This window comes from Brenneria sp. hezel4-2-4 (assembly GCF_013155275.1).
GTDB lineage: Bacteria > Pseudomonadota > Gammaproteobacteria > Enterobacterales > Enterobacteriaceae > Brenneria.
Genome location: NZ_JABJXS010000003.1, coordinates 381,733 through 407,022, shown reverse-complemented (window position 1 = coordinate 407,022; position 25,290 = coordinate 381,733). Strand labels below are relative to the sequence as shown.

The following is a 25,290-nucleotide window of genomic DNA, read 5'->3' as shown; positions in this document are numbered from 1 at the left end:
TCATGGCATGGCTGGCTGATTACTGGTGGATAATCCTGATTATCCTGTTCGGAATGTTGTTGAACGGCATTAAAGAACTGCGCAATGTCGACCATAAACGTTTTCTGCTGCATAAGCCGAAACTTCCCCCGCATCGGGACAACAACGATAAATGGGATGAAGAAGACGATGACTGGCCGAAGAAAAAACCCTGAGCAATATCCTACTACGTTACATATAGCTCATATCATCTTTCCTCACACGGATACGCAGCTATGTCCAATCTTTCTGAGCCATGCACCTACCGTGGTTGGCACCGCTGAATGGCTTGTGGCTTCTCAGGGAAGAGGATCACTCTCGGCCGGAAACCACATCGCCACTCCGCGCCCAGTTGCGCCAATACAGACTGGCAGTCAAATCGTACTCACGCAGCGCGCCAGCCGTTTCCTCACGCCACTGCCGCAGCATGGTTTTTTTCCCCGATAGGCCAAGTACGCTGACAATCCGTTCCCCCTGCATGGGTTCTTCGATCAGCAAACGTAATGCGGGAAGAGGAAGTTCTGAGCTGAAAACCAGCCGCGATAGCGCCGCGTAACAGGCTTCCATTGGCCGGTGGGCAAACGCAAAACCGGCCAGCGTGCGCCAGTCCTCCTGCTCCAGTTCCGTCGTTTCGTCCAGCGGCAATGATAAATCCAGCGGAATAAGGCGTCGCAGCCAGAACCAATCCCGCGCCAATTGCCGCACGCCCTGCGCCGCCAGCGAGCGGCCTTTCGAACTCAGGGGCAATATCGCCATCGCGTTGTAACAGCCGCTGCTGGCTTCACGATGGCTGCCGATGCGCACCAGTTGAAAACCGCATGACCGCCAGAATGCCCACAGATCCGGTTGATAGCCAAAACTGACCGACAGAAAATCCAATCCTTGTTCATCTGCCGCCCGCTGTTGAAATGCGATTAAAGCCCGCCCAATGCCCTGTCGCCGGTAAGTCGCGGCTATCGCGATGCGGCTGACTCTGCGTGAACGAAGCATCGGCGCCATCCATTGCCCGCCGTGCGCGGCCAACGACTGGGCCACCAGATTACCGCGCGGCCGTCGCCGTCCGGCCCACACCTCATGCGCCAGTTCACCGGTTAAGCCGCCTTCCTCCACCATCCACAGTATGCCGCTAAGCGATCCGGCCACGCTGGCGCTGCACACCTGCATACCCGGCGCATCCAACAGGCGACGTAAATCAAGGGGAGAGGTACGGTAGTGAGCGCTGCACAACAAAGCATAACACTGCTGTAAACGCTGCGGATGCAAGAGCCAACTTTGCGCGCTCTCCTCGCTGAGCGCCGGTGCAGCTCGCGGCGCAACAGGTGCTCCGGCATCTTCAGACCGGCATGACTCGGTGAACAGCAGCGCATTATCCACGATGCGCTCCAGCGGATCGTTTTTAGCCCAGCGTAACGGTTCATCCAGAGCGAACGCCTGCCATTGCGGCAGTGAGGCGCAGAACTTCAACAGGAACCCGCGCCCGGTGCCTTCATATCCCTGTACGGTGGTCGTGAGCAAAACTCGCGGGAAATAGCTCACCAGTTCGGCGAGCAACGGCGATGGGATCGCGGCGGCTTCATCAATCAGCAGCCAGTCAACAGGGGGGAAAGGATTGAGACGGCAATACGCCAGCAAGGCATCCGGCGCCCAAAACCGCGCGTCCTCCCGAGCATAATGTTGTAATACATCCGTCGCCGAACGAGAAGGCGCGGTGATCCAACAGGTTGCCGGACAACGGTGCGTCAACATCCCCGCCAGCGCTGATTTCCCCCGTCCTCGCGGGGCGGTGACGACATAAACTCCCGGCGATGCCGCACTCAGCGTTTGCAGAATGGACAGTTGTTGAGCGGTTGGTTGACCATCGGCGGACCGCCAGTCAGGCCGGGGAGCCAATGGACGGATAGCCGCCTCACTCCCCTGACGCCAGATGACGACATCATCATCCGCCAGCAAATGGCGCTGAAAATGCCGCACAAAATGCGGAGTGGCGATAGGCCGGGGCTGCTCACTCCAGCGCAGGCTGTCTTCATCAGGCTGCGCCGACCATGAGCGCCACTCAGGCGCCAGCAGGATCAACCAGCTCCCCGCCCGCAACGCGCCCGCCAACATCGCCCAGGCTTCCACATCCAGCCCCTGCCGGGCATCAAATACCGCATGGGTGAATTCCCGCCCGAGCAATGTGCGCACTTTGCCCACGGGCAATGCCGTCAGGCCGTTCGGCGCGCAGGAACCGATCCACAGACCGTCGCCGTCAAGTTGACTACGCAGAGTTAACGCCTGTTTGCCGCACCAGTCGGCATCCCCGCTGAGCACCATCAGGCGACGAACGCCGGCACGCTGCTGTTGGCGCTGGCCGTTGGCAAAATCGGAACAGAAAACGTTCATCGGCGGCGGAGACGATCAGGTTTTGCCGATCAACAGAGAAAGCAGACCCGCGGCGATCAGCGGCCCGACGGGAACGCCGCGAAACAGCGCCACGCCCATGACGGTGCCGACCAGCAGCCCCGCAACCACCGACGGCTGGCTACTCATTAGCGAAACGCCGCGCCCGCCCAACCAGGAAACCGCCACGCCGATCACAATCGCCAGTATCGATTTCCAGCTCAGGAACGAATTCATCACCTCGCCGGCGGTAATTTTTCCACTGGCAATGGGCGCCATCACCCCGATAGTCAGAATCACAATACCGATGCTTAGACCGTATTTTTCCACCCACGGAAAATAGTTATTCAGCGGCGTAATACGTACAGCCAGTAAAATCAGAATCGCCAGCGTAACGGTCATGTTATGGCTGATGATTCCCAGTCCGGCCAGCACCAGTAAAATTAACAGCGTCGGATCAAAATAGGCCATGAAAAATCCTTGCCCGAATAGCAGAGAAGAAAAAAGAAAATAGCGATGTTCGCGGCTTTCGCCAAGGCGGGCAATAATAGCACTAAATAAGCAGTCGGCGCAGGAGGATATCGGACATCAATCCATCAATCACGGAGAGGCCGTTTATTGAAACGGGGAATAAGTTGCCAGACCTGTTCAGCATCTGACAACCTGAAACGAAAACGATTGCGCAGTTAGTCTAATTTTACGCCGATACGCTGTGCGACTTCTTCGTACGCTTCAATTACTCCTCCGAGGCTTTGGCGGAAGCGATCTTTGTCCATTTTGTTCAGCGTGGCCTTATCCCACAGGCGGCTGCCGTCCGGCGAGAATTCATCGCCCAATACCACTTCACCTTTAAATAAACCGAACTCCAGTTTGAAATCCACCAGGATCAGACCGGCGTCATCAAACAGTTTGCTCAGGACGTCATTCGCTTTATAGCTCAGTTCTTTCATGCGCGCGAGATTCTCTTCACTCACCCAGCCGAACGTTTTGCAGTAAGACTCGTTTACCATTGGGTCGTGCATGGCGTCATTTTTCAGGAACAGATCAAACAGCGGCGGATTGAGCGCAATCCCTTCTTCAACCCCCAGGCGTTTTACCAGCGAACCTGCGGCGCGGTTACGCACAACGCATTCTACCGGCACCATATCCAGTTTTTTCACCAGCACTTCGTTATCAGACAGCAGGCTCACCATTTGCGTAGGGATTCCGGCTTCTTCCAGTTTGCTCATGATGAAATGGTTGAACTTGTTGTTCACCATCCCTTTACGATCGAACTGCTCAATGCGCTGACCATCCAATGCTGACGTATCATTGCGAAACTCCAGCACCAGCAGGTCAGGATCTTCGGTGGTGTAGACGGTTTTCGCCTTTCCACGATACAACTCAGCTAGCTTTTGCATCTTTATTACTCCACACAGTGAGGGCCAACCGCATACGGCCCGAGAATTTAACGCCTAGATTGCTTAATGAAGAAGGGCCGGATAATCCGACCCTTTCGAGTTACTGACTGAATGCCGCCTGGAATACCGATACCAGCGCATCGTTTTGCGACTGACTTAGCGTATGTCCTTTGGAGTCAATAAATTGCAGACTGCTGCGGTTATCAAGATCGCCCACCTGCAATTTGTAATCCCCGTTGGGAAGCTCAGGATTTTTCGCGCCTAGCCCATCCCATACGCTGCTGCCCGGCTCCTTGTAGGTGACGGAAACCGAACCCTGCGGACGGCTGCGATCGGTAACCGTCATACCGATTTTATTCAACGCCGTCGGCAAACGTTCCCATACCAGGGAATAAGGCCCGCGCACCACCAACAGCGGCAGACCCGTATCATCCGCCCCGCTCTGCACATCCAACGCACCGTTGGCGCGGTTTGCCAGCGCGCTTTCACGCGCGGTCGCCTGATTATCCAGGGCCTCGCTGAGCGTATTCAGCATCAACCCCGTGTAACGTTGGATTTGAGCAGGCTCAGTGACCGGATTATTCTGCTGCTGTAATGCCAACAGTTTCACCACCAGCGCGACCTGATACCCTTGCTGCTGCACGGCTATCTGATAACGGCCCTGATATTGAAGATCTTCATCCTGACGCGCCCAGGTGATCCAATCCGTCGTCAAGGTCTGCTCGGCATCCTGACGGCGGGCGATGGTGAAGCCTTTATCTTGCAGGATACCAACGACCTGAGACCAAAGCCGGCTGTTTTGCGCACTGTTTTCCAATAACAGTGTCGCCGTGCCGCCCGAGATTTGGGTACGGGAACCATTCAACAAAGCCAATGGCTGCAACGGCGGACGAATGTCCAGTTCTTTGCCTACCGCGCCATTCAGGGTAACTGGCGGTATATCATAATCCCCATTCTGCACCGGTAAAATCATTCCGGCCGGCGTGTTCAGCGCTTTCTGCGTCGGCGTCTCCAGATAGGATTCATCGCCGCTTACCTGACGCTTATAGCGCTGATCGCTGGAACAGGCAGTTAGCAACATCACTAACGATATGCCGACTACTTTTGCCACCATCGACTTTTGTAATGAATCAGTCATTAAATCTCCCTAACGATTACAGCAAACCAGCCTGCTTCAATGCGCGCGCCACCACCGTCCGACCGGAGTCGGTCAGTGGCGTCATGGGCAGGCGAAGCGTATCGGTCGCCATGAGTCCCAACTCCTTACAGGCCCACTTCACCGGGATCGGATTGGGTTCAACAAATAATTTCTGATGCAACGGCATCAGGCGCTGATTTAACCGGCGCGCCTCGACAAAATTGCCCTGCGCCGCCAGTCTGCAAAGCTCGGCCATTTCTCGCGCGGCAATGTTCGCCGTGACGGAAATCACCCCTTGACCGCCGAGTTGCATGAAGTCCAGCCCGATATCGTCATTGCCGCTCAGCAGACTGAAGTCTTCACTAACCAGCTCTTGGATCTGACTTACCCGACTTAAGTTCCCTGTCGCTTCTTTAATCGCGACAATATTTTTAATTTCGGACAAACGCGCCACGGTTTCCGGCAGCAGGTCGCAACCGGTACGGGAGGGTACGTTATACAGGATTTGCGGCAGGTCGGTATGTTCGGCAATCGCTTTAAAATGCTGAAACAGCCCTTCCTGCGTCGGCCGATTGTAGTATGGCGTGACCGACAGGCAGCCGACGACGCCGGTGCCGTGAAACCGCTTGGTCAGCGAAATGGCTTCGGCGGTGGCATTGGCGCCGGTTCCGGCGATCACCGGGATGCGGCCATCGCTCAATTCCAGCGTGGTCATCACCACATCGCCATGTTCCTCGTGGCTCAGCGTGGCGGATTCGCCGGTTGTTCCCACAGAGACAATCGCCGATGTACCGCTAGCGACATGATAATCAATCAGTTTTTTCAGGCTGACGCGGTCGACGGCGCCTTTGGCGTCCATCGGCGTAACCAGCGCAACAATACTTCCCGTAAACATTGGCCATCCCCTCCACAAACAAGTGCTTCATGGTACTTTTGACCTCTATGCAAAAGCAAGCGCGCAAGGACGTTGTAGGTATCTGACACACGTTTTTTTATGATACCGCGGGCGGCATTAAAAACTCTTCTGAGGTTTTTATTCCGAGCAGAAGGCTCCCCCACAAATCTGGGAAAAGAATTTCTGTAAGTGTAGTGAGGGTTTCGTGCGCACTAATCTCAGTCGATTTCTGCGACGGTCGCAGCACGCGCCCGACACGAGGGGCTTTTCGCGGAAATCGCATCGCTACGCGATGCCTTCGGCGTTTGTGACCGCTGATCGGGCCGCCAGTGACGCGCTCCCAGCGCGGCACTGGCTTTCGCGACGTCCTGTCGCTCACCCGGCGGTCACATCCACCTCAGCGCGATTTTTTACGCGAAAGAACTCCCTAAAAAACAATATCCTGTTATCTAAGATGATTTATCAAATAACGACTAATTATTGTAGAAATACCTCAGCCCTGCGGGCCGCCGCGTTGCGGCGTTAAAAATTGCTCCCGGCAATTTTTTATGTTTACCATGTGGCTTTGGGAAGACGTACAGGAAGCATTATTTTGCCTAGCTCACAAGAACACTATCTGGTTATCACCGCCGTGGGAGCCGATCGCTCAGGAATCGTTAACGCGATTACCCGCCACGTCAGCAGTTGCGGCTGTAATATAGAAGATAGCCGTCTTGCCATGTTGGGTGAAGAATTTACCTTTATCATGTTGCTTTCCGGGAGTTGGAACGCCATTACGCTGATCGAATCCACCCTGCCGCTAAAAGGGGCGGAGATGGATTTATTGATCGTGATGAAACGAACGGAATCGCAGGCCCGGCCGCCAATGCCGTCCACCGTTTGGGTCAAAGTGGATGTGGCGGACTCACCGCACATTATTGAGCGTTTTACCGATCTGTTTGACTCTCATCAAATGAACATTGCTGAATTAGTCTCTAAAACTCAACCAGCCAAGGGGGAACAACCGCCGCAGTTGTATATTCAGATCACCGCGCACAGCCCTGCCACGTTGGATGGTTCAATTATTGAGCCAGCCTTTTATCAGCTATGTACAGAACTGCACGCGCAAGGCAGTATTAGCGTTGTGAACTATCCACAGCATGAAGAAAAAGACGGAGAGTAGTGATGAACACACTGAAAGCCGGTGATATGGCACCGAAATTTAGCTTGCCCGACCAGGATGGCGAACAAGTAAATTTAACCGACTTCCAGGGACAGAAAGTCTTGGTGTATTTTTACCCCAAAGCCATGACACCGGGGTGTACCGTTCAGGCCTGCGGTCTGCGTGACAATATGGACGATCTGAAAAAATATGGCGTCGAGGTTATCGGGATCAGCACCGATAAACCAGAAAAACTGTCCCGCTTTGCCGAAAAAGAGTTGTTGAATTTCACGCTGTTATCTGACGAAAACCATCAGGTCGCAGAAGGATTCGGCGTCTGGGGCGAAAAGACGTTTATGGGGAAAACCTATGACGGTATTCACCGCATCAGCTTCCTGATTGATGAAAATGGCAAAGTGGAAAAGGTGTTTGATGATTTCAAAACCAGCAACCACCATGACATCGTTCTGGACTACCTGAAAACCGCCTGAGTTGTTTCGTTTTGGCGATATCGCCGGTGCTTTGCCTAGTAAAGTACCGGTTGCCTCATTGTCCTTCCTGCGCGCCGGACAAAGGATATTCCCGGTCTGCTCCACGATTTTCCTGTATAAATATTTCTTTGTGCGCCGCTGCTGTCTAAGATGCTTATCAAAGCGCTTCAATGTTGGTTGTTGATAAAGGTTGGCTTCCGTTATGTCTAGTCGGTTAAGAAAAACGGTCATTGCCGTTCTGTTAGGGACGATGCTGACCGGTAATACGCTTCCCGTTCAGGCCGAGATCCAGGATCGGCTGCCGGATATCGGCACCACCGCCGGCGGCACGCTCAGTATCAATCAGGAACTGGCCATGGGCGATTTTTATGTCCGTCAGCTACGCTCAGGCGCGCCGCTGATTAACGATCCCCTGCTGTCCAATTACATCAACCAACTCGGAAATCGTCTGGTAAAGCAGGCCGATTCCGTACGCACGCCTTTTCATTTTTTCCTGATCCGCAATGATGACATCAACGCCTTCGCCTTTTTTGGCGGCAACGTGGTGCTCCATTCGGCTTTATTTCACTATGCGGATAACGAAAGCGAGCTGGCTTCCGTTCTGGCGCATGAAATTTCGCACGTGACGCAACGCCATCTGGCCCGAGCCATGGAGTCGCAACAGCGCAGCGCGCCGCTGACCTGGGTAGGCGCGCTGGGTTCCATTCTGCTGGCGATGGCCAACCCGCAACTGGGTATGGCCGCGCTGAGCGGCACCATGGCCGGCGCGCAACAGGGGATGATTACCTTTACCCAGGGTAATGAACAGGAAGCGGATCGCATTGGCATTCAGGTGTTGCAGCGCGCCGGCTTCGACCCGCAGGCCATGCCGAATTTCCTGCAAAAATTAGCCGATCAATCACGATATACATCGAAACCGCCGGAAATTTTGCTCACTCACCCCTTGCCGGAAAGCCGGTTGTCCGATGCGCGTAACCGGGCCAACCAGATGCGCTCCAGCCCGATGCAATCATCCCAGGATTTCCTGTTTGCCAAAGTACGTACTTTCGGCATGTATGGTTCGGCGAACAGGCCGCTGAGCGATGACTTGCTGGACGCCTGGGCGAAAGGCAACGTACGTGAACAATTGGCGGCCAAATACGGTCAGGCGATCCGTTTTTATCAGGCCAAAAAATACGATGAAGCGCGGAATGTGTTGCAACCGCTGTTGAATCAGGCTTCCGACAATCCGTGGTTTCTGGATTTGATGACCGACATCGATCTGGGGCAAAACCGCGCCGCGCAGGCGATCGCCCGGCTGCAAAACACGCCGGGCGCACAGACGAATCCCGTACTCCAGCTCAATCTGGCGAACGCCTACGTTGAGGGAAAACAGCCTGCGGCGGCGAGCAGAATTCTCTATCGCTATACTTACGCCCACCCTGACGATCCCAACGGCTGGGATTTACTGGCGCAGGCGTCCGCCGCACAGGGATCGCGGGCGGAAGAGTTATCCGCCAGGGCGGAAAGTCTGGCGCTAAACGGACAGCTTGATCAGTCCATTCGTTTGCTGAGCAATGCCAGTTCACTGGTAAAACTCGGCAGTCTGGAGCAGGCGCGCTATGACGCCCGAATCGATCAGCTACGCCAGCTTCAGCAGCGTTTCCAGCAGTACCAGAAAACCTAACGCCAGATAATTGAGGATGACTGACCGTGACCGAACACGTAACCATTTACCATAACCCGCATTGCTCCAAAAGCCGGGAAACGCTGGCGCTGCTGGAACAGCGCGGCATCCGGCCCCGGGTGGTGTTGTATCTGGAAACGCCGCCCGATGCCGAAACGCTGACGCGTTTGATTCATCAGCTTGGTTTGACCAGCGCACGCCAACTGATGCGGCAGAAGGAGGAGATTTATCGGCAGTTGAATCTTGCCCGGAGCACGCTGACCGAAACACAGCTTATTCAAGCCATGGTCGATCACCCCAAATTGATTGAACGCCCTATCGTGGTTGTCGATCAACAGGCGCGGATTGGCCGTCCGCCCGAACAGGTATTGGAAATACTGTAAACAAGACGTTCCGATTACAACCCGAGGATCTCTTTTACAAACGGAATGGTGAGTTTGCGTTGGGCGGTGATTGACGCGTGATCAAGCTGATCCAGCGTCATAAATAACGTGCGCATTTCACGATCCAGACGCTTAAGCAGAAAACGGCTGACGTCTTCGGGCAGTTCGAATCCTCGCAGTTTCGCCCTCAGTTGCAACGCTTCGCCTTTTTCTTCATCCGACAACGGCTGGAGCTTATAAATCTGCCCCCAGTCGAGCCGTGAGGAAAGATCGGGCAAATGCAGATTAAGCTGACGGGGAGGACGATCGCCGGTGATCAACAAGCGGGTATGTCCGGCTTCCTGAATGCGGTTATAGAGATCGAACATCGCCATTTCCCAGGCTTCATCACCGGCGATTGACTCGATATTATCGATGCAGACCAACGCCAGTTGTTCCATGCCATCCAGCACTTCCGGCACGAAATAGGCCCGTTTATCCAGCGGCACATAGCCGACAGCCTGACCATGACGGGATAAATCAGCGCAGGCCGCGTGCAACAGATGACTGCGCCCGCCCCCTTCCCGCGACCAGAAATAGATATAACTGCCGTGCTCCTGATGCAAAGCCGCGGTAAGCGCGGCAAGGAGAGACGCATTTTCTCCCGGATAGAAACTGGCAAACGTTTCGTCATCCGGTAAATAGAGTGGCAATGAAAGCTGTGCCGGCGTGTTCAGAATCACCTCAAGCAAGACTGGCAGGAAAACGAACTGAGTCTATCACAGAAACCCAGCCCTGTTGAGGGCGTCGCAAACGCCCCGCAACAGGATAAAACGGCGCGGAGAGTAAAATCCGCCATCGGTAGAAATCACCTTAACGCTGCGCCGTTTCTTCTTCATCCGGCGCATCAAGAATCACTTCTTCTTTGCGGAACAGGCTAATAACCTTGAACAGCAGACTCATGCCGATACCGACAATCGTCGCCAGCGCCATGCCTTTCAGCTCGGTCGCCCCCAGATGAACTTTCGCGCCGCTGACGCCGATGATCAGGATAACCGAAGTTAGAATCAGGTTTTGCGCCTTGTTGTAGTCTACTTTGGATTCGATCAGCACACGGATGCCGGAAGCGCCAATGACCCCGTACAGCAGCAACGACACCCCGCCCATTACCGGCACAGGCACCGCCTGGATCGCCGCCGCCAGTTTCCCGACGCAGGACAGCAGGATCGCCAGAATCGCCGCGCCGCCGATAACCCAGGTGCTGTATACCTTGGTGATAGCCAGTACGCCGATATTTTCACCGTAGGTGGTATTGGGCGTTGAACCAAAGAAGCCCGACAGCACGGTGGAAATACCGTTGGCGAACATCGAACGGTGCAGCCCCGGCTCGCGCATTAAGTCTTTCTTCACGATGTTGGCCGTGACCACCAGATGCCCGACATGCTCGGCAATGACGACCAGCGCCGCCGGCAAGATAGTCAGAATGGCGAACCACTCGAAACGCGGGGTGTAGAAGGTCGGCAGCGCAAACCAGTGCGCCTGGCTAATGGGGGTAAAATCCACTACGCCCATGGCAAACGACAGCGCATAACCCGCCAGTACGCCAATCAAAATTGGGATAATCGCCAGAAAACCGCGAAACAGCACCGATCCGAGGATCGTTACCGCCAACGTGGTCAATGAGATGGTGACGGCCGTGGTATCCACAGAGGCGCCGTCGGCGGGCAATAATCCGGCCATGCCGGCGGCCACGCCAGCCAGCTCCAGGCCGATAACGGCAACAATAGCGCCCATCGCCGCCGGCGGAAACAGCACGTCCAGCCAGCCTGTCCCGGCTTTCTTGACAATCAGCGCCACCAGACAGAACAGCACGCCGCACATAATAAAACCGCCCAGCGCGACCTCGTAGCCCAGCGGCAACAGCAGCAGTACCGGCGAGATAAAGGCAAAACTGGATCCCAGATAGGCCGGGATTTTCCCTTTACAGATAAACAAATAGAGCAACGTCCCGATACCGTTAAACAACAATACGGTCGCCGGGTTGATTTTGAACAGGATCGGCACCAGCACGGTGGCGCCAAACATCGCAAACAGATGTTGGAAGCTCAGCGGTATGGTTTGTAACAAGGGTGGCCGTTCACTTACCCCGATGGCGCGACGAGTCATCTTTGTATCCTCTGTAACATGGCTATTTGTGGTCTGCGGGCAAACTCCCGCGCCGGTTATTACAGCCAGACTTATCCCGCGCCGCGGTAGCGGCGCAGCATTGTTCCGTGCTGCATGGTGTCGTTGTTATTCAGATGCGGCTCCGCCGAACCGCAGAGCGGCGAGTCTGAAGGCCCGCCGCAAAAAAAAGCCGACTAATTAAGTCGGCTGCTTATTATTTCGTACCAAATATTTTATCGCCCGCATCGCCCAGGCCCGGCATGATGTAACCATGCTCATTTAGACCTTTATCAATCGACGCCGTGTACAGTTCTATGTCCGGATGGGCTTTTTCCAGCGCCGCAATCCCTTCAGGCGCGGCAACCAACACCAGCACCTTAATGCTCCGGCAACCCGCTTTTTTCAGCAGATCGATGGTGGCAATCATCGAGCCGCCGGTCGCCAGCATCGGGTCGACCACCAGCGCCATACGTTCTTCAATATTAGAAACCAGCTTTTGGAAATACGGCACCGGCTCCAGCGTCTCTTCATTACGGTAGATGCCGACAACGCTGATACGGGCGCTGGGCACATTTTCCAGCACGCCGTCCATCATTCCCAAACCGGCGCGCAGGATCGGCACCACGGTAATTTTTTTGCCCTTGATTTGATCGACTTCAACCGGGCCGCACCAACCGTCAATGGTCACTTTCTCGGTGGCTAAATCGGCCGTGGCTTCATAGGTCAATAAACTCCCCACTTCGGAGGCCAACTCACGGAAACGTTTTGTACTAATCTCGTTCTCACGCATCAGGCCCAGTTTATGTTTGACGAGCGGGTGTTTCACCTCGACGATCTTCATCATTATTCTCCCCTAAGCAGTGGACGGACAAAAAAACGCCGCTTGCGGCGGCCCGCAGGGTGGAGGCAGGACGCCCGGCATAAAAAAATCGCCGGATTATACCGCTTTTTGACTGAGCCGCATACGATTTAAGCCTGATCCAGATCAACCGGCAAGGGAAATTACCAACGATAAGGAAAAATGGAAACCCGGCGACACATCGCTCGCAAACGTTTGCTCACGCTGTTAGAATTAGCGCGCTTCATGGTTGAACCACCATCGTTTTGAACTACAGATTGTGTTAACCATAACTTGTTTTTAACCACAAATTGTAACCTCCGTGGGGACTCCGCAGTGACCGACAAAACCTCTCTCAGCTATAAAGACGCAGGCGTGGATATTGATGCTGGCAACGCATTGGTGGATCGTATCAAAGGTGTAGTGAAACAGACCCGTCGCCCGGAAGTCATGGGAGGCCTGGGTGGTTTCGGCGCCTTGTGCGCCTTACCGCAAAAATACCGCGAACCGATTCTGGTTTCCGGCACTGACGGAGTCGGCACCAAGCTGCGTCTGGCGATGGACCTTAAACGTCACGATACCATTGGTATCGATCTGGTCGCCATGTGCGTTAACGATCTGATCGTTCAAGGCGCAGAGCCCTTATTCTTCCTCGATTACTACGCAACGGGCAAGTTGGATGTCGACACCGCGGCCAGCGTGATTACCGGTATCGCAGAAGGCTGTAAGCAATCCGGTTGTGCGCTGGTGGGCGGCGAAACGGCGGAAATGCCGGGCATGTACCACGGCGAAGATTATGACGTCGCCGGTTTCTGCGTGGGCGTGGTCGAGAAATCGGAAATCATCGACGGCAGTAAAGTGCGCTCAGGCGACGCGCTGGTTGCTCTGGCGTCCAGCGGCCCGCATTCAAACGGCTACTCGCTGGTACGCAAAATTCTCGAAGTCAGCAAAGCCGATCCGGAGCAGGTGACGCTGGAAGGCAAATCACTGGCCGACCATCTGCTGGCGCCGACGAAAATCTATGTGAAATCCATTCTGTCGCTGATTGAAAAGGTGGATATTCACGCTATTTCTCATCTGACGGGCGGCGGTTTCTGGGAGAATATCCCACGCGTATTGCCGGAAGGCATGCAGGCTGCGATTGACGAATCAAGCTGGCAGTGGCCGGCGGTATTTAACTGGCTGCAACAGGCCGGTAATGTCAGCCGTCACGAAATGTATCGCACTTTTAACTGCGGTGTGGGTATGATTATCGCACTGCCGGCCGAGCAGGCAAATGAGGCCGTTGCGTTGTTGAACGACAGTGGCGAAAGCGCATGGAAAATCGGCGTCATTACGCAAACCGACGCCGGAGACACAGTGGTCATTAACTGATGAAAAACATCATTATCTTGCTATCAGGTCAGGGAAGCAACTTGCAGGCGTTGATTGACGCCGGCAAGCGCGGACGCATTAAAGGAAAGATAGCGGCAGTGTTCAGCAATAATCCTGAAGCCCCGGGCTTACAGCGAGCGCAGGATGCGGGCATACCGACGCATGTCGTCAGCCCGGAAGAATTTGCCGATCGGGACGCCTATGATGCCGCCATGGCGCAGGAAATCGAGCAGTATGAACCGGAGCTCATCGTGCTGGCGGGCTATATGCGGATCCTCAGCCCCGCTTTTGTCGCGCAGTTCGCGGGTAAAATGCTCAATATCCACCCCTCGCTGTTGCCGAAATATCCGGGGCTGCACACGCACCGCAAGGCGCTGGAAAATAGCGATGGCGTACACGGCGCTTCCGTGCATTTCGTAACGGATGAGCTGGACGGCGGGCCGTTAATTCTCCAGGCCAAAGTCCCGGTTTTCAGCGATGATACGGAAGAAAGCCTGAAGGAACGCGTTCAGACGCAGGAGCATACTATTTACCCGATGGTGGTTGGCTGGTTCCTTTCCGGTCGGCTGATCATGCGGGAAAACGAGGCCTGGCTGGATGGCGTGCGCATTCCCCCGCAGGGTTATGCCGCCGAATAGCGTATACGGTCAGGCGCACACCCGCCCGGGTGCGCCTGATTTTTAATCCTCACACGGCTTCACGATAAATCTCCTGGATTCTGATGGCACCATCCAGAATATCCATAAAAGCGCTGACCACCTCAGGATCGAAATGAGAGCCTGATTGCGCCTTGATATAATCAATAGCCTGCTCATGCGGCCAGGCCGGCTTATAAGGGCGTTCTGAAACCAGCGCATCGAACACATCCGCCACGGCGACAATACGTCCCGGCAACGGAATATCCTCCCCCGACAAACCGCCGGGATAACCATCGCCATTCCATTTTTCATGGTGCGTCAGCGCGATATTGCGAGACATCACCATAAGCTGGGAATCGTCGCCGGCCAATATTTCGGCGCCGATAACCGTGTGCTGCCGCATGACTTCCCATTCGGCGGCGTTAAGTTTGTCAGGCTTGAGCAGGATCGCATCCGGAATACCGATTTTCCCCACATCATGCATTGGGCTGGAATGCAGAATCAGTTCGACGTCGCTTTCGCTCCATCCCAATTGGCGCGCCAGCAATGCGCAGGTATGGCTCATGCGCATAATATGGCGGCCGGTTTCGCTGTCACGGTATTCCGCCGCCCGGGCAAGGCGACGCACCACCTGTAGACGGGTGTCAAGCAGTTCCCGGGTGCGCAGGCGAACCATCTTTTCCAATACATCGTTCTGTTCGTATATCAGCCGATGAGCCAGATGGGCATCAAGCAGGTTACGCACCCGCATCAGCAGTTCGGTGCGATCGAAAGGTTTATTGACATAATCCCGCGCCCCGGCGCTCAGCGCTTTCAACAACCGCTCACGCCCGTGCTCCGCCGTCAGCACCATGATCGGCGGCAACAGCGGATCGTGCAACATTTTCAACTGCTGCATCAGTTGGTAGCCGTCGATATGCGGCATATTAATGTCCAGCAGGATCAGATCAGGGCGGGCTTCCAAATAGGTACGCAGCACCAGGCGCGGATCCTGAACGCTGACCAGACGGCAATAGCCTTCGCTGGACAACAGCTTTTCCAGCACCTTGAGGTTCGCCGCTTCGTCATCAACAATGAGGATACGAGCATCATTATGCTTGTTCATCATGGCGTAAATTCCCCCTATCATCGTACAGATGAGCGTCAATACTGGCCAGGAACCGACCGATATCCAACGGTTTGGTCAGGTAATCGGCAAAACCCGCCGCCATACCGCGCTCAATATCCTGCGGCATAACATTGGCCGAGACGGCAAATACCGGTACATGCCGTAGCCGGACATGAGACTTAAACAGCGCCAGCACTTCATAGCCATCCATGCCCGGCAGGTTGATATCAAGCAGAATCAAATCAGGCTGATGCGTCACGGCATACTCGATCCCCTCTTCCGGAGTATGCATCGCGACAAGTTGGATATGACGCAATTTATCCAGGATCTGCGCCACCAGCTTGAGATTCACCGGGTTATCGTCAATATATAGAATGCAATGCCGCCGCTGTCCGTCGATAAACGGCCTGGGCCGGGCCGCCGCCGGCCTCGCTTCCGTCGGCGGCAGCCGCGGATCGGCCAGCGGCAGCTCCACCCAGAAACGACTCCCCTTGCCAGGCACGCTTTCCACGCCGATTCTGCCGCCCATGGCGTCGATCAGCCTGCGGGTGATCACCAGACCGATGCCGCTTCCCTCGATAGCGCCACGCTCCTCATCAAGCCGGTTAAAGGGCTGGAACAACTCCCCCATACGCTCGCGGGCAATACCGTTTCCGGTATCGACAACGGCGATACGCAGCCCGTTTTGCCGCGTTTCCAACGCGATACGCACTTCGCCCCCGGCGTTATTGTATTTGATGGCGTTGGACAACAGATTCAGCAACACCTGCTTGAAACGAACCGGATCGGCGCTGACCGTCAGCTGTTCGGGAACATCCAGACGCAGGGTTATTTGCCTGTCCGCGGCCAGCGGTTGGATCAGTTGCCGGCAGTCGCGCATCAACGCGGACAGATCCACCGCTTCTATCGACAGAGACACGACGCCGGATTCGATCTTGGCAAGATCGAGAACATCATTGATCAACCCCAGCAAATGTCGCCCCGCCTTGAGGATTTCCGTCACATTGTCTAACTGATCATCGTTCAGTTGCTCATCGAACGCCAGGATCTGGGAAAACCCCAGAATGGCATTCATCGGCGTGCGCAACTCGTGACTCATGCTGGAGAGAAATTCAGATTTGGCCCGGTTGGCGCGTTCCGCTTCAATCTTGGCGACCTTCAGCGCCCGCTCGCCCTCTTTTTGCCGGGTGATATCAAGAATGGTGGTCAGACGCAGCCCGCGGCCGCCAAAATCCTGCTCCCTGCCGCGCACAATGGCGGGAAAAGTGGTGCCGTCCTTTCTCAGCATCTCGGACTCATAGGACTCGGACCATTTTTCACCGATCAGCTGCGTCGCCATCGGCACCGCCGTCGGACTGGTATAAGAGAGCACCGGCTGACCGATGGCGTCCTCGCGCCGACAGCGGAACAGCTCAAGCCAGCGCGAGCTGACGTCAACGATAATGCCCTGCGGGTCGAACACCACCACCCCTTCGTCGACATTATCCAGAAAGAAACGAAAACGCGCTTCGCTCTCGATCAACTCCCGCTCCGTCTCTTTGAAGCGAGTGATATCAAGATACAAACACAGCAGCCCGACCAGTTCGCCCCGCGCATCGCGCAGCGGAACCTTATTCACGCTCAGCCAGCGTTGCCCGCCCGTTTGCCGTTCGACAGACTCAACGGCATTCATTCTTGGCTGCCCGCCGTTCAGCACCGCCAGATCATCCTGACGATATTTCTCGGCCAGCGCCGGTTCAAACAGTTCAAAATCATCGCGCCCGACGATCTCGCCGGGATCGTTTCGTCCGGCATCATGAGTAAAATAGCGATTGGCGCCAAGATAGCGCAAAGAGAGATCTTTCCAGAACACGCCGGCCGGCAGGCGATCGAGGATTAATTGCCACAGGCTGCCCGAGTCCTGCGGGCACACCGCGTCAAGCAGCAACGCCAACTCTTGCCCGTCCCGCAAGGCGGGGGAAAAATAATCGACGCCTTGCTTTTGCCAGTAGATCTGCCTGGCGATACGGGTGGAACCATCAGTAAAGGCGATCCAGAGGGCAACGCGGCGCCCGTAGCGCGATAACTCATCGTGCCGCGCCGACGCAAGCTCGTCCATCCAGTCCAGCGAGGTAAGCAATATATCGCCATCGCCGACGGGTTGCGGCACGTGTTCCAGCGTGGCGCACTGCACCAATGTTAGCGAAGACAATTTTAGTGAAGACAATGAGAATTCCGACAGATCCACCCCATCACCGCACCGACCGAGCACAATCAGTCGGCCAGGAGGTTGAGCGATAGCGGATTTTATAAGTTTCTGGCGCTGATCCCCGGTCTGGCGGTACGCCCCCATTCTCTTTCTCCTGCACAGCAAGTTTTACGGGTAACATCGTATCGCATCACCATAAAATTTTCACTAACCATAGGAATTTTCTGATATTAGAGCAAACGGTAACTCGACTTTCGCCCGCCGCTTTTCGTCGCCGTCCGGCACTTTAATTATTTACTTAACTCTGCGTAATTTTCAGATCTGTAACGGTATTTTCCGCCGGCGCGAATTAACCCTACTCGCCACGTGTTGAAAACAAGAATGACAATGATTATCTTTCGCCGCCCACTTTTATGCAGAGTTAATCATGCGTATCGCCATCCTGGTTTTTTTATCCCTACTTAGCCCGTTATCGCCGGCTAAAACCGTCACGGATATGCTCGGTCGCCAAGTCGAGATCCCGGACAATCCGCAGCGCATTATCCTCGGTGAGAGCCGCATGCTGTATACGCTGGCTTTGCTTGAACCGGGCAACCCGGCAAAAAATGTGGTGGGCTGGCCGGGCGATATGCCGCGTTATGACGCGCAGAGTTGGCAACGCTATACGCAAAAATTTCCGCAGATCGCCCAAATCCCGCAATTAGGCAACGGCAGCCTGCAAACCATGAATGCGGAGTCGCTGCTGCCGCTCAAACCCGATCTGGTTATTTTGCCGCGGCTGGCAAAAACCGCCGCCAACGAAGACCGGCTGCTTCAGACGCTGACCAACGCCGGCGTCCCGGTCATTTATGTCGATTTACGCGTCGACTTACTCAATCACACCTTACCCAGTATCCGACTGTTGGGGGAGGCATTGAATCAGCCGGAACGCGCGGCGGCATTCAGCGCCTTCTATCAACGGCATATGGATAGGGTCCGTCAGCGCATCGAGCAATATCACGGTAAAAAAACCACCGTGATGCTGCATCTGCATCTTGGTCGCCGCGATACCTGCTGCACCACCGCGGTGGGCGGAAATCTGGGCGACCTGCTGAGGTTTGCCGGCGGTGAAAACATCGCCGCCGGCGTCATCAGCAGCGTCTATGGCGAACTGAGTCCGGAACGGGCGCTGGCCGCCAAACCGGATGTCTACATCGCCACCGGCATGGCGGGGCCGCAAGGCAAACGCTTTTCCAGCCTGATGCTTGGGCCGCAGGTCGCGGAACAACAGGCCGACAGCAGCTTCCGCGATTTGATCCGTCAGGAACCGATTTTGTCTCATCTCGACGCGGTGCGAAACGGTCGGGCATGGAGTATGTGGCACAACTTTTACCTCAGTCCGTATCACGTGGTGATGGTCGAAATGTTTGCCAAAGCGCTCTATCCCGATTTGTTCACCGATATCGATCCGCAACACACGCTACAAGCGCTTTATCAGCAGTTTTTACCTATTGATTTTTCAGGGACCTATTGGAGTCATCTCACTCATGAATAATAAGACATGGCGTAACGGCTGGCCGTTGCTGGCGCTGTTGCCGTTCAGTATTCAGGCCGCAACACAATCCAAAGACGATACGCTGGTGGTCAGCGCGACAACGGCGACGCAGGCGGAAGCAGAAACCGGCTACCAGCCGCACAACACGGTCACCGGAACGCGCACTGAAAGTCGTCTGCTGGATGTGCCGCAGGCGGTCAACGTGGTGCCGACGCAAGTGCTTGAAGATCGCGCGGTACGCAATATTGATGAAGCGTTGTACAACGTCAGCGGCATCACGCAAGCCAATACGCTCGGCGGCACGCAGGATGCGCTCATCAAACGCGGCTTTGGCGACAACCGGGATGGCTCCATTCTGCGTGATGGCATCCGTTCTATTCAGGCGCGTAACTTCACCCCGAGCAGCCAACGGGTGGAAGTGCTGAAAGGCCCGGCCTCCATGTTGTATGGCATGGGCGAACCCGGCGGCGTGATCAATATCATCAGCAAAAAACCGGAGTTAGTGCAAAAAACCCATATTGAAGGCTGGGGCAGCAGCTTTAACGGCGGCGGCGGCCAGTTGGATGTAACCGGGCCGCTGGGCGCCTCGGGGCTGGCTTACCGTATGGTGATCGATCACGATGAAACCGATTACTGGCGTAACTTTGGCCGCAACCGCCAGACCACCATTGCGCCGTCCCTGATGTGGTACGGCGAGGACACCACGGTGCGCGTGGCATACGAGCACATGGAATATCTGACGCCATTCGATCGCGGCACCATTATCGATCCCAATACCGGTAAACCGGTGAACACCCCGCGCGATCGTCGTTTCGACGAACATTACAATACCACCCGCGGCGATCAGGACAGCATCACGCTACAGGTGGACCGCAATCTGACCGATCGCTGGAAAAGCAGCCTAACCTATTCCTATAACCGCAACCGTTATAGCGATAATCAGGCGCGGGCCATGAGCTATAACCCCGACACCGGCATATTGACCCGCCGTCCCGACGCCACGGGGTACGCCCACGCCCAAACCCAGATGGCGCAGTTTACCCTGAACGGCGATGTTGACTGGGGACGCATTAATCACCAGTTGCTGTTCGGCTTTGACTACGAAGCCGACCGCACTTTCCGCGGCGATATGATCCGCGGAACAAATAACAGAACAGACTTTAACATCTACAATCCGGTGTACGGTCAGTTGGCCGCATCGACCAACGCCATCGCGTCAGACAGCGATCAGCGGGAAAATATCGACAGCACCGGTTTCTTTATGCAGGATGCCATTCGCCTTAACGACCGCTGGTTGTTGCTGGCCGGGCTGCGCTACGACAGCTTTGACGTCATGGCCGGTAAAGGCCGTCCGTTCGTCACCCGCACCGACAGTTCCTACAGCCGGCTGGTGCCGCGCGCAGGGGTGGTTTACAACCTGACCTCGTATTCGTCGCTCTATGCCAGCTACAGCGAGTCGTTTAAGCCGAACGTTTCCATTGCCACGCAAATCGGCGCGCTGCCGCCTGAAATCGGCACCGCCTACGAGATCGGCGCCAAGCTGGATCTGCCAAACCGGATCACCGCGAATCTGGCGTTGTTCGATATTGAAAAACGCAATGTGATGGTCAGCGAACTCGACGGCAATGGCGATAGCGTGACCCGCACCGCCGGTAAAGTCCGCTCGCAGGGAGTTGAATTGGATCTGGCGGGTAAGCTCACCGATTCGCTCAGCCTGATCGGCTCCTATGCCTATACCGATGCCAAAGTGACGGCTGACCCGGAAAATAACGGCAATGAAATGACCAATGCGGCCCGTCATACCGCGTCGCTGTTTCTGACCCAGGATTTCGGCGCCACCGGCTTACAGTCGGGGGATAACCTGCGCGTCGGCGCCGGGGCGCGCTATGTCGGCCGCCGGGCGGGGGATGCGGCAAACAGTTTCTATCTGGACGATTACACGGTCGCGGACGCCTTCCTGGCGTATAGCCTGCCGCTGAATGGCTATAAGGTGAAATGGCAGCTCAACGTAAAGAACCTGTTTGATAAAATCTACTACCCGTCCAGCGGCAACAACCTGCGCGTCGCCATCGGCGAACCCCGTCAGGTGGTGCTGCGCGCCAGCGTGGATTTCTAAACCGTATCCGCCTCATTCCGTTTCACCGCGGAATGGGGCGTGGATTCGGTCGCCCCTCCCGCCGTTCTGTATCGCTACCCGGCAAACTGCCGGAATAACGCCTTACCGCGCAGCAATCGCAATCCCAGCCAGCCGCCGCACAGCGACAGCAGCAATGCCGCCGACAGCGGCAGCGTCACCCACATCGCCACGTTCGGCTCCCAGGGGAAGTTGAATACCTTACGTTGCAATAACCATAATGCGGCTTCCGCGCCAATGGCGGCGGCGATGCCCGCCACCAGCCCCAGCACGGCAAACTCACACCATAGCGTCGTGCGCAACAAACGCAGCCCGGCCCCCAAGGTGCGGTACACCATCAACTCCTGCCGCCGCTGACGCATGCCCACCTGAATTTGCGCCATCAGCAACAGCACGCCGCAGAACAGCACCAGGATCACCATGATTTCCAACGCCCGGCTAACCTGCTGCAACACCTGCCCGACCTGACGCAGGATACTGCCGATATCCAGTACGCTCAGCGTCGGGAATTGACGGTTTAGCTGGGCGATCATTTTTTCATCGCCCTCATAGCGGAAGCTGGTCAGCCACGACTGCGGCTGACTATCCAATGCCCCGGCAGGAAAAATAAAGAAGAAGTTCGGGCGCAGACTTTCCCAGTCCACCTGACGGAAGCTGGTCACTTTGGCGCTGAATGGCTGCGTATCGCCGGTAAAGGTCAGCGTATCGCCGATCTTAATCCCCATCTCTTTGGCTTCGTTCTCTTCCATTGAGACTTCACCGGCTTGCGGCGCCTGCCCTTCCACCAGCACATTGTGCTCGGGGATGCCGTCCAGCCAGGTCAGGTTCAGTTCGCGATTGACCGTGTTGCCGCCGGGATCGTCTTCATGGATGATTTCCGTGGCTACCTGCTGATTAATTTCCGTCAGACGCGCGCGGATAATCGGATAAAACAGCTCCGGCTTAACCTGATGCTGCTCAAGGAAGGTTCTTACCTGCGGCACCTGCTCGGCGGTCATATTCATCAGGAAGTAATTCGGACTGCCCGGCGGCAACTGCTGCTGCCAGCGTTCCAGCAAATCGCCCCGCATCACCAGCAACAGCGCCAGCAGCATAAACGACAGCGAAAAAGCGGCCAGTTGACTCAGCGTCGACCACGGCTGACGCAGCAGACGGTTAATCGCCAGGCGCAGCGCCAGCCGCTTAACCGTCAAACGCCGTAGCAACAGCAACCCGCCCCAGCCAATCACGCCCAATAACAGCGACAGCACCGCCATACCGCCCAGCAATGACCACAACAGCGTACCACCGCCGGACAACACGGCCAGCATCCCGATAACGATCAGCGCCACCGCCGGCAGGTAATAGCGCAGCGGCCAGACATTGGCCACCACATCCTGACGCAGTACGCGCAGCGGTTGCGTCGCCAGCAATAAACGATACGGCCGCAGCCCCACCAACAGCGAGATCAGCACCAGCGAGCCCAACGCCCACACCCACGGCCACAGACCCGAGGCCGGCAGCGCCGCAGGCAACACCGGCGCCAGCATTTTCATCAGCAGCGCCTCAAAACCGAGGCCGACAAGGCTGCCGCACAGGGCCGCCAACCCCAACACCGACAGCCACTGCCCGACAATCAGCCGCCGCAGCGCCTGCCGTCCGGCGCCCAGCGTTTTTAATACCGCCACCAGATCGTAACGGCTGCGGCAATAGTGCCCCATGGACACCGCCACCGCCGCGATAGACAGCAGCAGCGTCAACAGCGCCGAGAGCAACAGGAATTGCTGCGAGCGTTTCAGCGACTGACTCAGCGCGCCCTCGGAATCTTCCATACCGTACCAGCGCTGATCGGGCTTGAGCAGCGGCTTGATAAAATCGCTAAAGCCGTCGATCTGCCGCGCATCCCCGGCAAACATATAGCGCCAGGTAATCCGACCGCCGGGCTGGATGGCGCCGGTTTTTTCCACATCGGCCAGGTTCATCAAAATACGCGGCGCGGTCTCAAACGGATTAAAGCCGGAATCCGGTTCCTGAATCAGCTCGCCGGCAACGCGCAGAGAGGTATCGCCCACATCCAGACTGTCGCCGACCGCTAACCCCAACAGCGCCAGCAGACGCGGCTCAACCAGTACGGTTCCGGGCTCCACCCGCAGCCCGCTCGGGCGCGTCAACAACTCGCCGTATAGCGGATAGCGTTGATCGGTGGCTTTCACCCGCGCCAGCTGCGGCGTATCGCCGGCGAAGGTCATGGTCATAAACGAAATCTGCCGGCTCAGCGTCAGCCCTTGCTGCTGCGCCGTCTGAAGCCACGCCTCATCCACCGGACGCGAGGCGCGCAATACCCGATCGCCGGCCAGAAAATCGCGGCTTTGCTGACTCAGCCCTTTTTCCATCCGGTCGCTGATATTGCCCAGCGCCAGCACACAGGCCACCGCCAGCGTCAACGCCAGCCAGACAATCAATAATGAGGGGGAGCGCCATTCGCGCCAGAACCAGCGCCAGATCATAGGTCTTCCCTCAGTTTGCCGTCCACCAGACGCAGCCGCCGTTCGCAGCGTGCCGCCAGTTGCTCATCATGCGTCACCAGAATCAGCGTGGTGGCGTAATCCCGGTTCAAAGAAAACAGCAAATCGACGATACGCTCGCCGGTTTTGCGATCCAGATTGCCGGTCGGTTCGTCGGCGAACAGCACTTTGGGACGACCGCTAAAGGCGCGGGCCAGCGCGACACGCTGCTGCTCGCCCCCTGAAAGCTGGGCGGGAAGGTGATGCAGACGCTCCCCCAGCCCCAACTGCTGCAAAAGCTGTTCGGCCTGCCCGCGGCTGTGGCTATCGCTCTCCCCGCGCAGCAGCGCGGGCAACTGCACGTTTTCCAACGCATTCAGCGTCGGCACCAGCATAAACGACTGAAACACAAAACCCACATCACGGGCGCGCAGCGCCGCGCGCCCCTCTTCGTCCAGTTTGCCCAGCGTTTCGCCCATCAGGCTGACGTCGCCTTCACTGCCGTCATCCAGTCCGGCCAGGATCCCCAGCAAGGTAGACTTGCCCGATCCCGACTCGCCGATCAGGGCGATTGTCTGCGCGGGTTTGACAATCAGCTCAACTCCGGTAAGGATGGAAAGCCGATGTTCCCCTTGACCAACGTGCTTACTAAGATGATGAACTTCAAGAATGTTTTCCGCGGGCCCGGTTTTGGTTGGCATAACGCTCGCTGGACTGGTCTTCGCAAACATGTTTTCGTCCTTTTGCTTCTGGGATTATTCAGTGTACGCGCTTTCGCGGCGGATACTTTATTGATACTGGGCGATAGCCTCAGTGCGGGCTATCGAATGCCGGCGGCCAACGCCTGGCCGGCCTTGCTGAATCAGAAGTGGCAGACGCTGCCGGAAGGCGCCGCCGTTATTAATGCCAGCATCAGCGGCGATACCGCCACGCAAGGTCTGGCGCGTCTTCCGGCGTTGCTGGAACAGCATCAGCCGCGCTGGGTACTGATTGAGCTTGGCGGCAACGATGGGCTGCGGGGGTTTCCGCCGCAAAACATCGAACAGGATCTGAGCAAAATCATTACCCTGGTCAAACAGGCAAACGCCCAACCGCTGCTTATGCAAATCCGCCTGCCGACCAACTATGGCCGACGCTACACGGATTCATTCAGCGAGGTGTATCCCCGCCTGGCAAAACAGTTTGATATTCCTCTGGTGCCGTTCTTTATGGAGCAGGTGTATCTTAAACCAGAGTGGATACTGGAGGATGGGATCCATCCAACCCGTGACGCCCAACCGTTTATTGCCGACTGGATGGCGCAACAGTTGGAACCCTTAGTTAAGCATGAGTCTTGA

Annotated in this window: 22 protein-coding genes; 10 read left to right on the top strand and 12 right to left on the bottom strand. The window is 56.2% G+C overall.

From position 1 onward, the window contains the following. Positions 1-2 precede the first annotated feature (2 nt). Positions 3-194, top strand: coding sequence for a YpfN family protein (locus HOY33_RS08575; protein WP_172289795.1), 192 nt, complete (start codon positions 3-5; stop codon positions 192-194). Between the two features lie 136 nt (positions 195-330). Here the strand turns inward: HOY33_RS08575 and HOY33_RS08570 are convergent, their stop codons facing one another. The 5 genes from HOY33_RS08570 to dapA all read right to left on the bottom strand — a co-directional run bounded on the left by HOY33_RS08570 (position 331) and on the right by dapA (position 5,830). Next, positions 331-2,400, bottom strand: a complete 2,070-nt coding sequence (locus HOY33_RS08570; protein ID WP_172289794.1) for a tRNA(Met) cytidine acetyltransferase TmcA — start codon at positions 2,398-2,400, stop codon at positions 331-333. Between the two features lie 15 nt (positions 2,401-2,415). Continuing rightward, positions 2,416-2,868, bottom strand: a complete 453-nt coding sequence (locus tag HOY33_RS08565; protein WP_172289793.1) for a DUF441 domain-containing protein — start codon at positions 2,866-2,868, stop codon at positions 2,416-2,418. 215 nt (positions 2,869-3,083) lie between these two features. Continuing rightward, positions 3,084-3,797: a phosphoribosylaminoimidazolesuccinocarboxamide synthase gene (gene purC / locus HOY33_RS08560; protein ID WP_172289792.1), complete on the bottom strand. Its 714-nt coding sequence runs from the start codon at positions 3,795-3,797 to the stop codon at positions 3,084-3,086. 100 nt (positions 3,798-3,897) lie between these two features. Beyond that, positions 3,898-4,935: an outer membrane protein assembly factor BamC gene (gene bamC, locus HOY33_RS08555; protein ID WP_172289791.1), complete on the bottom strand. Its 1,038-nt coding sequence runs from the start codon at positions 4,933-4,935 to the stop codon at positions 3,898-3,900. 16 nt (positions 4,936-4,951) lie between these two features. Then, positions 4,952-5,830 (bottom strand): 4-hydroxy-tetrahydrodipicolinate synthase, encoded by an 879-nt coding sequence (gene dapA, locus HOY33_RS08550; protein ID WP_172289790.1) that lies wholly within the window; start codon positions 5,828-5,830, stop codon positions 4,952-4,954. 589 nt (positions 5,831-6,419) lie between these two features. Here dapA and HOY33_RS08545 point away from each other — a divergent pair. The 4 genes from HOY33_RS08545 (at position 6,420) to arsC (ending at position 9,511) form a co-directional block, all read left to right on the top strand. Further along, a complete protein-coding gene (locus tag HOY33_RS08545) occupies positions 6,420-6,992 on the top strand; it encodes a glycine cleavage system transcriptional repressor (RefSeq protein WP_199377729.1) in 573 nt (190 codons plus the stop codon). Between the two features lie 2 nt (positions 6,993-6,994). Beyond that, positions 6,995-7,462 (top strand): thioredoxin-dependent thiol peroxidase, encoded by a 468-nt coding sequence (gene bcp, locus HOY33_RS08540; RefSeq protein ID WP_172289788.1) that lies wholly within the window; start codon positions 6,995-6,997, stop codon positions 7,460-7,462. 250 nt (positions 7,463-7,712) lie between these two features. Beyond that, positions 7,713-9,128, top strand: a complete 1,416-nt coding sequence (locus tag HOY33_RS08535; RefSeq protein WP_370541619.1) for a M48 family metalloprotease — start codon at positions 7,713-7,715, stop codon at positions 9,126-9,128. Positions 9,129-9,154: 26 nt separating this feature from the next. Further along, a complete protein-coding gene (gene arsC, locus HOY33_RS08530) occupies positions 9,155-9,511 on the top strand; it encodes an arsenate reductase (glutaredoxin) (protein ID WP_172289786.1) in 357 nt (118 codons plus the stop codon). A gap of 14 nt (positions 9,512-9,525) precedes the next feature. Here arsC and hda read toward each other — a convergent pair whose 3' ends face one another. From hda to upp, 3 genes are all read right to left on the bottom strand, one after another. Next, positions 9,526-10,233, bottom strand: coding sequence for a DnaA inactivator Hda (gene hda / locus HOY33_RS08525; protein ID WP_172289785.1), 708 nt, complete (start codon positions 10,231-10,233; stop codon positions 9,526-9,528). A 130-nt stretch (positions 10,234-10,363) separates the two neighbouring features. Further along, complete coding sequence (gene uraA / locus HOY33_RS08520; RefSeq protein ID WP_172289784.1) at positions 10,364-11,656, bottom strand: uracil permease; 1,293 nt, start codon at positions 11,654-11,656, stop codon at positions 10,364-10,366. A gap of 214 nt (positions 11,657-11,870) precedes the next feature. Next, positions 11,871-12,497 carry a uracil phosphoribosyltransferase gene (gene upp, locus HOY33_RS08515; protein ID WP_172290024.1) on the bottom strand — a complete coding sequence of 209 codons (627 nt, stop codon included), beginning with the start codon at positions 12,495-12,497 and terminating at the stop codon, positions 11,871-11,873. A gap of 333 nt (positions 12,498-12,830) precedes the next feature. Here upp and purM point away from each other — a divergent pair, with 333 nt between their 5' ends. Continuing rightward, entirely contained in the window at positions 12,831-13,868 is a 1,038-nt protein-coding gene (gene purM / locus HOY33_RS08510) for a phosphoribosylformylglycinamidine cyclo-ligase (RefSeq protein WP_172289783.1), read from the top strand. Continuing rightward, complete coding sequence (purN, locus tag HOY33_RS08505) at positions 13,868-14,506, top strand: phosphoribosylglycinamide formyltransferase (protein WP_172289782.1); 639 nt, start codon at positions 13,868-13,870, stop codon at positions 14,504-14,506. Before purM ends, purN begins: the two co-directional genes overlap by 1 nt. Before the next feature lie 49 nt (positions 14,507-14,555). Here purN and HOY33_RS08500 read toward each other — a convergent pair whose 3' ends face one another. Together HOY33_RS08500 and HOY33_RS08495 are read right to left on the bottom strand one after the other, a co-directional pair. Further along, entirely contained in the window at positions 14,556-15,614 is a 1,059-nt protein-coding gene (locus tag HOY33_RS08500) for an HD-GYP domain-containing protein (RefSeq protein ID WP_172289781.1), read from the bottom strand. Then, positions 15,598-17,946, bottom strand: coding sequence for an ATP-binding protein (locus HOY33_RS08495; protein WP_172289780.1), 2,349 nt, complete (start codon positions 17,944-17,946; stop codon positions 15,598-15,600). The genes HOY33_RS08500 and HOY33_RS08495 overlap by 17 nt, the downstream gene beginning before the upstream one ends. 283 nt (positions 17,947-18,229) lie before the next feature. Between HOY33_RS08495 and HOY33_RS08490 the strand changes: the two genes are divergently transcribed. Beyond that, positions 18,230-19,336 (top strand): ABC transporter substrate-binding protein, encoded by a 1,107-nt coding sequence (locus HOY33_RS08490; protein ID WP_172289779.1) that lies wholly within the window; start codon positions 18,230-18,232, stop codon positions 19,334-19,336. Further along, positions 19,329-21,452, top strand: a complete 2,124-nt coding sequence (locus tag HOY33_RS08485) for a TonB-dependent siderophore receptor (protein ID WP_172289778.1) — start codon at positions 19,329-19,331, stop codon at positions 21,450-21,452. Before HOY33_RS08490 ends, HOY33_RS08485 begins: the two co-directional genes overlap by 8 nt. 74 nt (positions 21,453-21,526) lie before the next feature. Here the strand turns inward: HOY33_RS08485 and ybbP are convergent, their stop codons facing one another. Further along, complete coding sequence (gene ybbP, locus HOY33_RS08480; RefSeq protein ID WP_172289777.1) at positions 21,527-23,956, bottom strand: putative ABC transporter permease subunit YbbP; 2,430 nt, start codon at positions 23,954-23,956, stop codon at positions 21,527-21,529. Next, positions 23,953-24,654: a putative ABC transporter ATP-binding protein YbbA gene (ybbA, locus tag HOY33_RS08475; RefSeq protein ID WP_172289776.1), complete on the bottom strand. Its 702-nt coding sequence runs from the start codon at positions 24,652-24,654 to the stop codon at positions 23,953-23,955. Before ybbA ends, ybbP begins: the two co-directional genes overlap by 4 nt. Between ybbA and tesA the strand changes: the two genes are divergently transcribed. Beyond that, positions 24,610-25,290: a multifunctional acyl-CoA thioesterase I/protease I/lysophospholipase L1 gene (gene tesA / locus HOY33_RS08470; RefSeq protein ID WP_199377731.1), complete on the top strand. Its 681-nt coding sequence runs from the start codon at positions 24,610-24,612 to the stop codon at positions 25,288-25,290. The genes ybbA and tesA overlap by 45 nt on opposite strands.

What these genes read in the sequence shown, in the direction of transcription:
- HOY33_RS08575 (WP_172289795.1), top strand. Translation starts at nt 3, where the DNA reads ATGGCATGGCTGGCTGATTACTGGTGGATAATCCTGATTATCCTGTTC.
- HOY33_RS08570 (WP_172289794.1), bottom strand. Translation starts at nt 2,400, where the DNA reads ATGAACGTTTTCTGTTCCGATTTTGCCAACGGCCAGCGCCAACAGCAG.
- HOY33_RS08565 (WP_172289793.1), bottom strand. Translation starts at nt 2,868, where the DNA reads ATGGCCTATTTTGATCCGACGCTGTTAATTTTACTGGTGCTGGCCGGA.
- purC (WP_172289792.1), bottom strand. Translation starts at nt 3,797, where the DNA reads ATGCAAAAGCTAGCTGAGTTGTATCGTGGAAAGGCGAAAACCGTCTAC.
- bamC (WP_172289791.1), bottom strand. Translation starts at nt 4,935, where the DNA reads ATGACTGATTCATTACAAAAGTCGATGGTGGCAAAAGTAGTCGGCATA.
- dapA (WP_172289790.1), bottom strand. Translation starts at nt 5,830, where the DNA reads ATGTTTACGGGAAGTATTGTTGCGCTGGTTACGCCGATGGACGCCAAA.
- bcp (WP_172289788.1), top strand. Translation starts at nt 6,995, where the DNA reads ATGAACACACTGAAAGCCGGTGATATGGCACCGAAATTTAGCTTGCCC.
- HOY33_RS08535 (WP_370541619.1), top strand. Translation starts at nt 7,713, where the DNA reads ATGCTGACCGGTAATACGCTTCCCGTTCAGGCCGAGATCCAGGATCGG.
- uraA (WP_172289784.1), bottom strand. Translation starts at nt 11,656, where the DNA reads ATGACTCGTCGCGCCATCGGGGTAAGTGAACGGCCACCCTTGTTACAA.
- upp (WP_172290024.1), bottom strand. Translation starts at nt 12,497, where the DNA reads ATGAAGATCGTCGAGGTGAAACACCCGCTCGTCAAACATAAACTGGGC.
- purN (WP_172289782.1), top strand. Translation starts at nt 13,868, where the DNA reads ATGAAAAACATCATTATCTTGCTATCAGGTCAGGGAAGCAACTTGCAG.
- HOY33_RS08500 (WP_172289781.1), bottom strand. Translation starts at nt 15,614, where the DNA reads ATGATGAACAAGCATAATGATGCTCGTATCCTCATTGTTGATGACGAA.
- HOY33_RS08495 (WP_172289780.1), bottom strand. Translation starts at nt 17,946, where the DNA reads ATGGGGGCGTACCGCCAGACCGGGGATCAGCGCCAGAAACTTATAAAA.
- HOY33_RS08490 (WP_172289779.1), top strand. Translation starts at nt 18,230, where the DNA reads ATGCGTATCGCCATCCTGGTTTTTTTATCCCTACTTAGCCCGTTATCG.
- HOY33_RS08485 (WP_172289778.1), top strand. Translation starts at nt 19,329, where the DNA reads ATGAATAATAAGACATGGCGTAACGGCTGGCCGTTGCTGGCGCTGTTG.
- ybbP (WP_172289777.1), bottom strand. Translation starts at nt 23,956, where the DNA reads ATGATCTGGCGCTGGTTCTGGCGCGAATGGCGCTCCCCCTCATTATTG.
- tesA (WP_199377731.1), top strand. Translation starts at nt 24,610, where the DNA reads ATGAACTTCAAGAATGTTTTCCGCGGGCCCGGTTTTGGTTGGCATAAC.
- ybbA (WP_172289776.1), bottom strand. Translation starts at nt 24,654, where the DNA reads ATGCCAACCAAAACCGGGCCCGCGGAAAACATTCTTGAAGTTCATCAT.